The organism is Pseudomonas sp. yb_2, from assembly GCF_043103905.1.
Lineage (GTDB): Bacteria > Pseudomonadota > Gammaproteobacteria > Pseudomonadales > Pseudomonadaceae > Aquipseudomonas > Aquipseudomonas alloputida.
Map to the genome: position 1 here is coordinate 89,351 of NZ_JBICKH010000077.1, position 14,680 is coordinate 104,030.

3 protein-coding genes are annotated in these 14,680 nt (G+C 64.0%); 2 read left to right on the top strand and 1 reads right to left on the bottom strand.

The window, feature by feature from the left end; genetic code table 11:
• The first annotated feature begins 295 nt into the window (after window positions 1-295).
• Together ACF8FB_RS21595 and ACF8FB_RS21600 are read left to right on the top strand one after the other, a co-directional pair.
• Window positions 296-11,122, top strand: coding sequence for a peroxidase family protein (locus ACF8FB_RS21595; protein ID WP_392511924.1), 10,827 nt, complete (start codon window positions 296-298; stop codon window positions 11,120-11,122).
• Between the two features lie 160 nt (window positions 11,123-11,282).
• On the top strand, window positions 11,283-11,768 hold the full coding sequence (locus ACF8FB_RS21600; protein ID WP_143493682.1) for an isochorismatase family protein: 486 nt from the start codon (window positions 11,283-11,285) through the stop codon (window positions 11,766-11,768).
• A 27-nt stretch (window positions 11,769-11,795) separates the two neighbouring features.
• Here the strand turns inward: ACF8FB_RS21600 and ACF8FB_RS21605 are convergent, their stop codons facing one another.
• The gene (locus tag ACF8FB_RS21605; protein ID WP_392511926.1) at window positions 11,796-14,567 is read right to left on the bottom strand and encodes an amino acid adenylation domain-containing protein; all 2,772 of its coding nucleotides are present in this window, start codon (window positions 14,565-14,567) and stop codon (window positions 11,796-11,798) included.
• Window positions 14,568-14,680: the final 113 nt, after the last annotated feature.

Below are 14,680 nucleotides of genomic sequence, written 5' to 3' on the forward strand. Positions count from 1 at the left end.
AGATTTTTTTGACGAAATATTGACAAGCTTTTGGCCTACGACTTTAGTCTGAAGTATTCGGGCCCTGTGCGAGCTGGGATCGATGCACGTGCGTTACACCTGTTGCGCACGGTTTACAGGGCCCCTCCGCAACGGGGTGCCTGCTTGCCAAGAAGAGGTCAGAGCTTTCAGCACACGAGTGCTGCGCTACTGAGCCCGGTACACCCAACCAGATTCTGCGCACGTCAACACTGACTGGGCGCGGGAAGGACCCTGTTGCCCTGTGTCATCTCCGGACAGATCGAGGGCAACTGCAATGGCCAATTTCAGCAAGTCGGACCTTGAATTCATCCTCAAACAGATCTTCATCGCTGAGGCACACGCCGATGGCGCCAGCCTGATCGACCTGTTGCCCAACAGCCAGGTACCCTTTGGCCTGCGCACGGTGGATGGCAGCTACAACAACCTGGTCACCGGGCAGAGCGAGTTCGGCGCAGCCGACAACTCGTTCCTGCGCCTGCTCGAAGCGTCTTACCGCGCCAACTATGTCGGCACCGGCAATGTCGTCGATTCGCAACCGCGCACCATCAGCAACCTGATCGTCGACCAGACAGCCAACAACCCGGCCGCAGTCGAGGCCAACGGCGGTGCCGCGCCGGTGATGAGCCCGGGTATCGACGGCGTATTTGGCACCGCTGACGACAAGCCTGTGTTCTTCATCCCCAATGTGTCACCAGACGCCGGGCTGACCGCCGGCTTCAACGCCTGGATGACCTTCTTTGGCCAGTTCTTCGACCACGGCCTGGACCTGGTCAGCAAGAGCAGCACCGACATCGTGTTCATCCCGCTGCGCCCGGACGACCCTCTGTTCGTGGCCGGCAGCCCGACCAACTTCATGGTGCTGTCCCGCGCCGTGCGCACCGCCGGCGCCGATGGCGTGGTGGGTACCGCCGACGATAGCCAGCCCAACACCACCTCGCCCTTCGTCGACCAGAGCCAGACCTACAGTTCACATCCCTCGCACCAGGTGTTCCTGCGCGAATACACGGTCAACGCCGCAGGTGACCCGGTGGCTACCGGGCGCCTGATCACCAACCGTGATCTGGGCGCCGATGGCAAGTTCGGCACCGCCGACGATGGCAACGGCGAAAGCGGTGGCATGGCCACCTGGGCGGTGGTCAAGGCCCAGGCCCGCGACCTGCTGGGTATCAACCTGACCGATGCCGACGTGCATAGCGTGCCGCTGCTGGCCACCGATGCCTACGGCAACTTCCTGCGCGGACCCAACGGCATGCCGCAGGTGGTCATGCGCGTGAACAACGGCGCCGATGGCATTGCTGGCACCGCCGATGACGTCACCCAGCTGGTCGAGGGCGACCGCAATGCACCGATCAGCCTGGCCAATGCCGTGAGCACCGGGCATGGCTTCCTTGACGATATCGCCCACAATGCCGCACCGGTGGTGGTCGGGGGTGCGCTGCAGGCGGACGCCGACACCCTGGTGGGTAACGCGCAGCCGGTCGGGCAGGGTGGCAACAACCTGACCTACGACAACGAATTGCTCGACGCGCACTACATCGCCGGTGACGGCCGGGTGAACGAGAACATCGGCCTGACCGCCGTGCACCATGTGTTCCACTCCGAGCACAACCGCCTGGTGCAGCAGACCAAGGACACCCTGCTGGCCGCGGGCGACCTGGCGTTCCTCAATGAGTGGCTGATCGACGACGTAACCGCCATCCCCACCACGCCTGCCGACATCGCCGCGCTGGTGTGGGATGGCGAGCGGCTGTTCCAGGCCGCCAAGTTCGGCACCGAGATGCAGTACCAGCACCTGGTGTTCGAAGAGTTCGCCCGCACCATCCAGCCGCAGATCGACGAGTTCCTCGCCCCCAACGGCTACGACACCTCGATCAACCCGGCGATCCTCGCCGAGTTTGCCCATGTGGTGTACCGCTTTGGCCACTCGATGCTGACCGAAACCGTCGACCGCTACGACCCGGCGTTCAACCCGGTTTCTGCCGACCCGGCCAACCCCGACCAGCAGTTGGGCCTGATTGCCGCGTTCCTCAACCCGCTGGCGTTCGCCGGTAGCGGGGCCACGGCCGATGAAGCGGCGGGCGCAATCATCCGCGGCGTTACCCGCCAGGTGGGCAACGAGATTGACGAGTTCGTCACCGAAGCCCTGCGCAACAACCTGCTCGGCCTGCCACTTGACCTGCCTGCGCTGAACATCGCCCGCGGTCGTGATACCGGCATCCCCAGCCTGAACGAGGCCCGCCGCGAGTTCTATGCCGCCACCGGCGACAGCCAGCTCAAGCCCTACATGAGCTGGGTCGACTTTGCCGACCACCTCAAGCACCCGGCGTCGCTGATCAACTTCATTGCCGCCTACGGCACCCACAGCAGCATTACCGGGGCCACCACCGAGGCCGCCAAGCGCGCCGCCGCCGTGGCACTGGTACTTGGCGGTGACGGCGCACCCCTCGACCGCCTCGACTTCCTCAACGGCACCGGTGCCTATGCCAACGTGACGCTGGCCGGTGCGGACGGCATCGCCGGCACGGCCGACGACATTGCCGGGGTGACCGTGACCGGGGTCGACGCCATCGACTTCTGGGTCGGCGGCCTGGCCGAGAAGAAAATGCCGTTTGGCGGCATGCTCGGCTCCAGCTTCAACTTTGTCTTCGAAACCCAGCTGGAAGCGCTGCAGAACGGTGACCGCTTCTACTACCTGTCGCGCACGGCAGGCATGAATTTTGGTACGGAGCTGGAAAACAACTCCTTTGCCAAGCTGATCATGGCCAACTCCGACGTCACCCACCTGTCCAACACCGTGTTCCTCACTCCCACGTTCACCCTGGAAGTGAACCAGGCCAACCAGTTCACCGGGCTGGGTGCCGACGGCAAGGCCGACCCCACTGGCGGCATCGAGATCAACGGGGTTGAAATCGTCCCATTGGTGATCCGCGATAACCCCGATACCGTCGGGCCAGACAGCAACTTCCTGCATTACACCGGTGAAGACCATGTGGTGCTGGGTGGCACCGCGGGCAACGACATCATTATCTCCAGCGAAGGCGACGACACCCTCTATGGCGATGCCGGTGATGACCTGCTCGAAGGCGGCGCCGGCAACGACGCGGTGCTGGGTGGCGCGGGCGACGACATCATCACTGATTCGTTCGGCGACAACCGCCTGGAAGGCAATGCCGGCAACGACGTGATCGTCGCTGGTAGCATGGGGGTTGCCGGTAACCTGATCCTGGGCGGCGATGGCCAGGACTTCATCATCACCACCGAGGACATCAGTACCACCTTCGGCGGCCAAGGCGACGACTTCATCCTCGGCGCCAAGACCAACCTGCCACCTACCGGTAACGAGGGTGACGACTGGATCGAGAAGGGTACCCAGGACGGCGCACCTGGTGACAACTTCGCGCCCTTGCTGGGTGACGAAGTCATTGGCAACGACATCTTCGTCGGGGGCGGCGGCTTCGACGAAATGATCGGTGAGGGCGGCGACGATATCTTCGTCGGCAGCGATGCCCAAGACAAAATGGATGGCATGTCCGGTTTCGACTGGGTCACCAACAAGAATGATCGCGTCGGTGTCACCGTGGACCTCAGCCTGGCCGCCTTGGCTCAGCCCCATGGCAACGCGCCTAACCAGAACGCTGGCGTGTTCAACCCGGTGGGCGCTTCGCCTGCCTCGATTCTGGACAGGTTCGCTGAGGTCGAAGGGGTGTCCGGTTCGGCCTACGCCGATGTGCTCAAGGGCGACGACGTCGATGCCGTGACCATTCTCAACCATGGCGGCGCCACCGGCAGTGCGCTGACCAACGTGGCGCTGATACGTGGGCTGCAGCAGTTCCTGGCGGATGCCGGCTTGCCCACCACCGGCTTTGCCACCGGCAACATCATGCTCGGCGGCAATGGCAGCGACCTGATCGAAGGCCGGGGTGGCGATGACCTGGTCGATGGCGACAAGTGGCTCAACGTGCGCATCGCCGTGTACGCCCCTGGCGACGTCAACCACACCGGCCCGGAAATCGCCAGCTTCGACAGCATGGCCGACATGATTCCGTTCATGCTTGACCGCACCTACAACCCCGGCCAGCTCAAGGCCGTGCGCGAAATCCTGCCCGGCACTTCGACCGGCGGGGCCGCCTTCGACACGGCAGTATTCTCTGGGCTACAGAGCGAGTACGTGGTGACCCAGAACACCAAGGGCACCGCCGATGTTGCCGATGACGTCTGGACCGTGACCGATACCGTGGCCGGCCGCGATGGCGTCGATACCCTGTTGCACATCGAACGCCTGCAGTTTGCCGATAGCCAGCGCGTACTGGTGGAGGGGGTGAACGCACAACCCACCGGCAGCCCGACCCTGCTCGACGGCAACGGCGGTGAGATTACCGTGGGTGACATGCTTACGGTGAGCGTGGCCGCCGTGCGCGACGCCGACAATATCAGTGCGGGCAACCCGGCTGGGTCGCTCGCCGACCGTTCGGTGTCCTACTACTGGCAGTTCGAGGCCGACCCGGGCAGCGGTGTGTTCCAGGACATCATCCTGCTACCGGCCGGCGACCTGGCCTTCCAGAGCGCTGATGGCACTTCGTTCAAGGTGTCGCCAGACCTGGCCGGGCTGAGCCTGCGGGTCAAGGCGATCTATCAGGATGCCCATGGCACCACCGAAGTGCTGTACTCGCAGCCTACCACCGTGGTGCAACCGGGCGCGCCCGTGGTGCCGACAGTGGCCACCCCGGTGGTGGATGCCAGTGACGGCGGTGCCGGCCTGCACATGGTGCGCTCCGACCTGAACTTCATCCTCGCGCAAATCAAGATTGCCGAGGCCGATGCCGCCGGGCAGGACATCCTCTCGCTGATCCCCAACGTCCGTGCAGCCATGGGCCTGCGTGCGGTGGATGGCTCGAACAACAACCTGATGAACCTGAACGGCAACAACAACACCCAATACGGTGCCGCCGACAACGTCTTCCCGCGCGTGACCGACCCGGTATTCAACCCGGCCGAAGGTGCGCCAGCCGGTTTCTTCGGCCCAGGTTCCCCCGCGATCCCGGGCTCGTCGTACCAGCAGACCAGCGGGCCGGTGTTCGATTCTCAGCCACGTACCATCAGCAACCTGATTGTCGACCAGACCTCCAACAACCCGGCAGCCTATGCCACCGCGTATGACCCGGGTGCCGATGGCGTGCTCAACTTCGGCGCCGCAGGCAACGACGACGTGCTCAAGGATGGCGTGCGCATCGTCGCCAGCCCGGGCATGGACGGCCAGTTCGGCACCACCGACGACCATGACGTGTACCTGTTCGAGAACACCGCTGCCGATGCCGGGCTGTCTGCGCCGTTCAACGCCTGGATGACCTTCTTCGGGCAGTTCTTCGACCATGGTCTGGACCTGGTCACCAAGGGCGGCTCCGGTACCATCTACATCCCGCTGCAACCGGATGACCCGCTGTACGTGGAGGGTGGCTTCACCAACTTCATGGTGGTAACCCGTGCCACCAACCTGCCTGGGCCGGACGGCATCCTCGGCAACGCCGACGACATCCGCGAACACACCAACACCACCACGCCATTCGTTGACCAGAACCAGACCTACAGCTCGCATCCCTCGCACCAGGTGTTCCTGCGCGCCTATGTCATGACTGACGACGGCCCGGTCGCCACGGGCCGGTTGATCACCAATCGCGACCTGGGCGCTGATGGGCGGTTCGGCACGGCCGACGACACCGAGATCGGCGGCATGGCCACCTGGAAGGTGGTCAAGGCCCAGGCCCGCGACCTGCTCGGCATCAACCTGACCGATGCCGACGTCGACAACGTGCCGCTGCTGGCCACCGACGCCTACGGCAACTTCATCAAAGGCCCCAACGGCTACCCGATGGTGGTGATGAAAGGCCTGGACGGTATTGCCGGCACCGCTGATGACCAAGAGGTCGAAGGCAACCCGCTGGCACCGCTCGACTTGACCAACGCCGTGCGTACCGGGCACCAGTTCCTTGCCGACATCGCCCACAATGCCGTGCCGGTGTTCAGTGGCGGCGTGCTGGCGCCGGATGCCGACAACGTGGCCGGCAATGCCGTGCCGGTCAACCCGCAGACCGGTGCCAACCTGGCCTACGACAACGAACTGCTGGACGCGCACTACATCGCCGGTGACGGCCGGGTCAACGAGAACATCGGCCTGACCGCCGTGCATGCGATCTTCCACTCCGAGCACAACCGGCTGGTGGCGCAGACCATGGACACCGTGCTCGACTCGGGTGACCTGGCCTTCCTCAACGAATGGCTGCTCAACCCGGTCAGCGCCTTGCCGGTCACCCCGGCCGAGATCGGTGCCCTGGTGTGGAATGGCGAGCGGTTGTTCCAGGCGGCCAAGTTCGGCACCGAAATGCAGTACCAGCACCTGGTGTTCGAGGAGTTCGCCCGCACCGTGCAACCTCGGGTCGACCTGTTCTTTGCCCCGACCCAGGTATACGACGTCGACCTCGATGCCTCGATCGTGGCCGAGTTCGCCCACACCGTATACCGCTTCGGCCACTCGATGCTGACCGAGACTGTCGACCGCTTCGACATCGACTTCAACGTCATCCAGGACCCGGCCAGCGCCAACCCCGACCAGCAACTGGGGCTGATCGCGGCCTTCCTCAACCCGCTGGCTTATGCCGCCAGTGGCGTTACCCCCGAGGACGCCACCAGCGCCATCGTGCGCGGGGTCACCCGCCAGGCCGGTAACGAAATCGACGAGTTCGTCACCGAGGCGCTGCGCAACAACCTGCTCGGCCTGCCACTGGACCTGCCAGCGATCAACATCGCCCGTGGCCGCGACGTCGGTATCCCTTCGCTGAACGCTGTGCGCCGTGAAATCTACGGGCAAACCGGCGATACCCAGCTCAAACCGTACAGCAGTTGGGTCGACCTGGTGCAACACCTGAAACATCCAGAGTCGCTGATCAACTTCATCGCGGCCTACGGCACTCACAGCACCATCACCGCTGCCACCACCCTGCTGGAAAAACGCGCCGCGGCCATGGCCCTGGTGTTCGGCGGCGATGGCGCACCCGCCGACCGCATGGACTTCCTCAACAGCAGCGGCGCCTGGGCCAATGTGACCCTGCCCGGCAAGGACGGTGTACTGGGTACTGCCGATGACCTCAAGGCAGTCACCGTGACCGGTGTCGATGCCATCGACCTGTGGATCGGCGGCCTGGCGGAAGCAAAAGCGCCATTTGGCGGCATGCTCGGCAGCACCTTCAACTTCGTGTTCGAGAACCAGATGGAGAAACTGCAGGACGGCGACCGCTTCTACTACCTGGAGCGCACGGCGGGCCTGTCGATGAACGCCGAGCTGGAAAGCAACTCGTTCGCCAAGCTGATCATGGCCAACAGCTCGGCCACCCACCTGCCAGGCCTGGTGTTTTCCGACCCTGGCTTCTACCTGGAACTGGACCAGACCAAGCAGTACAACGAGGGCCTTGGCAGCGCCGACCCGCTGGGCGAAAACGGCGAGCAGGTGGTGTTCCGCGACAGCCCGCTGACGGCTGGCCCGGACACCCACTACATCCGCTATGCCGGTGCCGAGCACATCGTGCTGGGCGGCACCAACGGGGACGATATTCTGGTCTCCAGCGAAGGCGACGACACGGTCTGGGGTGATGCCGGCAACGACCGCATCGAGGGTGGCGACGGCAACGACCAGCTGCGCGGTGGGGCCGGCGACGACATCATCAGCGACATGGGCGGTGACGACAACATCCAGGGCGGCGACGGCAACGATGTGTTGCACGGCGGTAATGGCATCAACCTGATCATCGGCGGTTTCGGCAATGACTTCATCGTCACCGGTGAGGACGCCTCCGAAGCCATTGGCGGCCAAGGCAATGACTTCATCCTCGGCAGCAAGGCCAACGAGCAGGACATGGGCAACGAAGGTGACGACTGGATCGAGAAGGGCACCTCGGACGGCGCGCCTGGCGACAACTTCGACCCGCTCGGCAACGACCCCGTCATCGGCAATGACGTATTTGTCGGCGGCAACGAGAACGACAAGTTCAACGGTGAAGGCGGCGACGACATCATGGTCGGCAGCCTGGGGTTCGGCGACCGTTACATTGGTGGCTCGGGCTATGACTGGGCAACCTTCAAGGACTTGGCCCAAGGCGTGTCCATCGACATGAGCGACCGCTTCTTCGATGTGCCACTGGTACCGGGTTCGGGCGCTTCGACGCTGGTGCGCTTCGACATCATGGAAGGCCTGTCGGGCTCGGCGCATGGCGACTTCCTGCGCGGCGACAGCGAAGACGCCACCTCGCTGCCTACTGCAGGTGCTAACGGCAGCGTGTTGACCAACATCAGCCTGATCGACGGCCTGGCCGGCCTGCTGGCGGCCGGGGCGACCTTCTATGACGGTGGCAACATCATCCTCGGCGGCAGCGGTAGCGACCTGCTCGAAGGCCGGGGTGGCGACGATATCCTCGACGGCGACAAGTGGCTGAACGTGCGCATCAGCGTACGCGCCAACCCTGATGGCAGCGGCCCGGAAATCGCCAGCTTCAACAGCATGGAGCCGATGGTGCCGTTCATGCTCAATGGCACCTACAACCCGGGCCAACTGGTGATCGTGCGGGAGATCCTCAGCGGTGCCGACAATTACGACACGGCGGTGTTCTCGGGGGTGGCTACCGACTACAGCGTGGTGGTCGATGGCAACTCGGTGACCGTCACCGACCTGGTGGCCGGTCGCGATGGCGTCGACCACCTGACCGGCATCGAGCGCCTGCAGTTCTCTGACAGTTCGCAGGCCTCTGGCGTCGGTACGGCAGTCAACGCCGGCCCCACCGGCCACCTGGCGATTCTCGATGCTAGCACCGGCCTGCGCGACGATACGCCCGTCAGTGGCCAGCTGCTGAGGGTAAGCAACCTCGCCGTGCATGACGCGGACAATGTCAGCGCAACCAATGCGACCGGTGCGGTGAACGGCCCCGTGGCCTACTACTGGCAAGTCGAGGCGCTGCCGGGTTCCGGGGTTTATGAAGACATCACGGTTGTGGCCGCTGGTGAAGCGACACGGGTCACCGGTACGACCTACCGCGTCACGGACGATGTCGCCGGCCTGAACATCCGCGTGCGTGCGGTGTACCAGGACGCCAAGGGCACGCTGGAAATCGTCGATTCGACGCCGAACAGCGCGCCGAGCGCCGGGCCGACCGTGACCGGGCTGCTGGTGCAGAATCAGACGCTCACCGCCAACCCGGCCACCATCGTCGATGCCGACGGCCTGAGCAACCCTCAGTTCACCTTCCAGTGGCAGTCCAACCGGGGTGTCGGTTGGGTCAACATCGCCGGCGCCATCAGCAGCACGTTCGTCCTGACCCAGGCGCAAGTGGGGCAGAACATGCGGGTGGTGGTCAGCTACGTGGATGACTTTGGCGTGCAGGAAAGCGTCGCCTCCGACATTCTCGACCCGGTGGCCAACGTCAACGATGCGCCGACCGGTGCGTTGCTGATCAGCGACACCACGCCCGACCAAGGCCAGACGCTGACCGCGCTCACCGGCGCAATTGCCGACATCGACGGCCTGGGGGCCTTCAGCTTCCAGTGGCAGCAAGGCACCGGCGGCACCTTCACCGATATTGCCGGGGCCACGGCGGCCACCTTCACCCCCGGCTTCACCCAGGGTAACCAGCAGCTACGGGTGATCGTGCGCTACACCGACGGCTTCGGCACCCTGGAGTCGCTGACCTCGGCGGCGACCGCTGCAGTCACCGTGCCACCGGGTGTTGTACTGGTTGGTACCAATGGAGCCAACACCCTGACCGGTGGCGCAGGCAATGACGTGATCTCGGGCTTGGGCGGCAACGACACGCTCAACGGCCTGGGCGGCAGCGACCAGCTGTTCGGTGGCATTGGCAACGACATCCTCAATGGCGGTGACGACCCTGACTTGCTCAATGGCGAGGATGGCAACGATACCCTCAACGGCGGGCTTGGCGCAGATGCCATGAATGGCGGTGCCGGCAACGATACCTTCCTGGTCGACAACGCCGGAGATACGGTCACCGAGGCACTCAATGGTGGCACGGACCAGGTGCAGACCAGCCTGGCCAGCTACACCCTTGGTGCCAACGTCGAGAACCTGACCTATACCGGCAGCAGCGCCTTTACCGGTACCGGTAACGCGCTGGCCAACACCCTCACGGGGGGTGCCGGCAACGACCTGCTCAACGGCGGTGCGGGTGCCGACCGCTTGGTGGGTGGCGTGGGCAACGACACCTATGTGGTGGATGATGCCGGGGATGTAGTGGTCGAGGCGACGGGGGCCGGTACGGACCTTGTGCGTACCACGCTGTCCAGCCACACCATGGCGGCCAACGTCGAGAACCTGGCCTTTACCGGGGTGGGCAACTTCACCGGCACGGGTAACGGGCTGGCCAACATCATCGACGGTGGGGCAGGTAATGACACGCTCAGCGGCGACGGCGGTAACGATGTGCTCAACGGCAATGCCGGCAACGACACCCTCAACGGCGACGCCGGGAACGACCAGCTGTTCGGCGGCCTGGGAGACGACCAACTGCGCGGTGGAGGGGGGGACGACAGCCTCGATGCCGGTGGCGGCAACGACACGTTGCTGGGGGAGGCCGGTAACGACAACCTGAACGGGGGCGCTGGCGATGACAGCCTGGATGGCGGCAACGGCAATGACACCCTGCAGGGCGGCGATGGTAACGACACATTGTTCGGCGACGTGGGTACCGACACCCTGATCGGGGGGGCCGGCAACGACTTCCTCAACGGTGCGGCAGGTAACGATACGGTGGTGGGTGGGGCCGGTAACGACACCCTGATCGCCACCGATGGCAACGATGTGTTCCAGTTCGCTGCAGGCTTTGGCAACGACTTGATCATCAATTTCGATGCCATTGCGGCGGGTGGCCAGGACCGGCTGGATATCACCGCCCTCAACATCACCGCAGCCACCTTTGGCGCCAGTGTGACCATCGCCGATGTTGGTGCGGACACCTTGGTAAGTATCGGTGCTGCCGACTCCATACGTTTGGTGGGGTTGGCAGATGCAACCACGGTGACCGCCGCAGACTTCATCCTCGCCGGTTGAGGGGCGCTGGGGTTAGCTGTTACGGGTACAACAGGGGGGCTGCGCAGCAGCCCCTTTTTCTGCGCAAAGAGTCGCCGAATGGTTCCCCGGGCCTGTCCAGCGACCACGGCAGTTGCTTCGCGTTATACTTCGCGCCTTTTGCCCGTGCCGGAATCCGCCCATGCGCCAGGTTTTGCTCATCGTCGATGTTCAGTCCACCTTCAGCCCACCCGAGTGGCTGGTCGATGGTTTGCGGCGGTTGTCAGCGAACATTCCCACCATAGCCTCGGTCGAGTTGCACGATGAACAGGTCACGCCGTTCGAGCGCCAGCTCGGTTGGCACCCGGCGGCCGAGGACGAAAGCCTGGTCGAGGCCGACCAGGTGTTCGTCAAGCATGGCTATGGGCAAAGTGCCGAAGCTATCGACTACATCCGGCAATTGGGTGTAGAGCGGGTGCTGGTGTGTGGGCTGCAGACCGAAACCTGCGTGCTGGCCGCCGGCTTTGCCCTGTTCGATGCAGGGCTGATGCCCACGCTGGTGACAGACATGACAATAGGGTCGTCGCTGGACCGTTCGGGCAAGCTGGGTACCGACCTGTGGAAGCACCACTTCCGCCAGGTCACTACCTCGGCCGAGGTGCTGGCTGAACTGGCCGGACGCACGTAGTGCATGCGCCGGCGGGGTCATCTTCGTTCAGGCAGAGGTGACGCGTTCAGCTGGATCGGCTCCACGCGCCTGGTGCTGTTTGCGCCTGCGGGTAAACAGCAGGCGCAACAGGGTGTTCCAGCAATAGCTCACCAGTACCCCTCCAGCGAGTGCCAGGGCCACCTCGAACAGCGGGTGCCTGAAAACATGCTCCGCCACCGACTCGAACTGGAAATGCGTCAGGTAGATATACAAGGTTGACGAAGCGATCACCGCACCTGCCCGTGCAACCAGGGCGGGTACTGGCACCGAGCGGAACCAGACAAGCGCCAGTATCGCTGGCAGGGCGATGTCGACATAGTGTGTGAGCGCTTGCCAGCCAACACCGGCAACCGCCATCAGGTCCAGCTCACCCACCACCAGCACGGCCACCGCACTGGCCACCCATTTGCGTGAGGTCGTGTCGGCATGGTGCACGGCCATGCCCAGCACCATCACCGCCAGGAAGTGCTGGGGTACACGGTTGAGCAAGGCACTGGCGTCGAATACGAACTGGTTGAGGAACACATCCAGCGCTACCAGTGCACAGGCAGCGATGATCAGCCAGCGAAACGGGTCGGCAACCAGCACCTGGCGCACGCGCTTGATCGACAGCACCAGGCCAATGATCACGATCATCTGCACCAACACTTCGATGTACCAATAGTTGAACAGGCTGACCTCGCTGGCGGGGAACCAGTTGGAAACCAGCAGCAGCGATTGCCAATGCAGCCGGTCGAATACCAGCTGGATCAATGCGGTATACAACAGTGTTGGCACCACGATGGCTGCCAGTGACCTGAGCAGCGTGCGTGCATCGCCACGCGCTTCGATGGCCTTGAGCTGAAAGCGCGCCAGGGCGATGCCGGAGACCAGAAACAGCACCGAGGTTTCGCCGACGATCAGCCAGTGGTCGAACTCGCCCAGGTGGCCGACCACAATCAGGATGATCGCGAGCATGCGGATGAACACCGGCATCTCCATCACCCGCCACGTACCTTTGGGTGGCGTACTCAGCTCGGCCAGCTGGCACACCGGCAGGGTTTCCCAACGTTCAGGCAGGTGGCCGATGAGTGCTTCGAGCACGCGCGAAGCCTGTACGAACGACAGCGAGTCGCCGCCCAGCTCGACAAAGCTCAACCTGGCGTCCAGGCGCGGCACCTGGAGGATGCGTGCCCAGGCTGTACTCAGCTTTTCGGCCAAGGGTGACAACGGTGGGCTGATACTGTCGTCAAATGCCGCAGGCAGCGCGCGTTTGTCGACCTTGCCGTTTGGGGTGAGCGGCAGGGCATCAAGGAACACGAACAGCGCCGGAACCATATAGTCAGGCAGCTGGCCGGCGAGGGCCTGGCGCAGTTCGTCAGCTCGGGTGGCCTGCTGTGCGACGCAATAGGCCACCAGCCGGGTCGATGCACCCTCGTGGTTGGCCAGGACCACGCATTGCCCTATGTGTGGGTGCCGGCTGATGGTGTTCTCGATTTCCGCCAGCTCGATGCGATGCCCACGGATTTTCACCTGGCTGTCAGCACGCCCCAGAAAACTGGCGCTGCCATCGGCCAGGTAGGTGCCCAGGTCGCCCGTGCGGTAACAGCGGTCAGCCGCGTCAGCGGTGAACGGGTTGGCGATGAATTTGGCTTCGGTCAGCCCCGGGTCGCCCCAGTAACCCCGCGACAGGTAGGGGCTGCGGATCAGGATTTCGCCTGTCTCGCCCTCGCTGACCAGCTGGTTGGCCGGGTTTATCACTAGCAATTGTGCATCGGCAATGCCTTTGCCCAAGGGCACCCGGGCAGTGTCCATTTCCGGGTCGAGGGTATGGAAAGCCATGGCCTGTGGGGTTTCGGTGGTGCCGTAGAAGTTCACATTGACGGCATTCGGTGCGATGGCGCGGACCTGCTGGTACTGCGTCGGGCTGAGTGCATCGCCACCCCAGAACAGGTAGCGCAGGTGGTCGAGAACCTGGCCGTTCAGGTGTGCGCCGGTTTCGATCAGCTTGCCCAGCGGCGGGGTGAGGTGGATCACGCTCACACCGTGCTGCTGAAGCCAGCTGGCCAGCCGTGAGGGGTCGGTCAGGGTCGACTGCGCCGGGCAGGCAATGGTTGCGCCAAGCGACAGTGGCGTGAACACGTCGCGGTATACCGGGTCGTGGCCCAGGCCAGAAAGCAGCGAGAAGGTGTCGGCCTGGGTAAAGCCGTGCTGGCGCACATGCCAGTCGATGAAGTGCACCAGCGGTGCGTGGTGGGTAAAGATGCCCTTGGGTTCGCCGGTGCTGCCCGAGGTGAAGGTGATGTAGGCCGGCTGCTCAGGGCTGACAGCGGGCAGCGCGACAGGTTGGCGAGGGAAGGCCTGCAGCGCCTCCGCGGGGGCTTCGGGCACCGTGACGACCATGGGCTGGCCGACGTCGACGGTTGCCTCGGCACAGCGCAGTATCACCGCAGGCTTCAGGGTGTTGACGATTTGCTCTATACGCGCGGCAGGGTAAGCGGCGTCAGCCACGGTGAAGGCCAGGCCGGCACGCAGGCAGCCGAGCATGGCGTATACCAGGGCGGCGCTGCGGCGGGTGACGATGACCACACGATCGGTGCCGCTGGTGGCGTTTTTAACCAGAAACGCGGCAATGCCCGCGCTGATCTGCTCCAGTTGGGAGTAGTTGCAGGTTGTGTGCTGGCCAATGATGGCAATGGCCGCCGGGCAGCGGCTGGCCTGCTGGATGAAAGCGTGGTGAATGGGCTGTTCGGCACGGTACTCCAGGCACAGCGTCGGGTTCGGGCGCAGGTCCGGCATGATGATCGAGTGCTCCGCAGGAACGTTGGGCTGGCTGGTAGCACAACGCTAGTGCAGGCTGGCTGATGGCGCCAATATTTGAAGGCTGCCTTGCGATAGCCGGGCAGGTCCAG

What these genes read in the sequence shown, in the direction of transcription:
- ACF8FB_RS21595 (WP_392511924.1), top strand. Translation starts at nt 296, where the DNA reads ATGGCCAATTTCAGCAAGTCGGACCTTGAATTCATCCTCAAACAGATC.
- ACF8FB_RS21600 (WP_143493682.1), top strand. Translation starts at nt 11,283, where the DNA reads ATGCGCCAGGTTTTGCTCATCGTCGATGTTCAGTCCACCTTCAGCCCA.
- ACF8FB_RS21605 (WP_392511926.1), bottom strand. Translation starts at nt 14,567, where the DNA reads ATGCCGGACCTGCGCCCGAACCCGACGCTGTGCCTGGAGTACCGTGCC.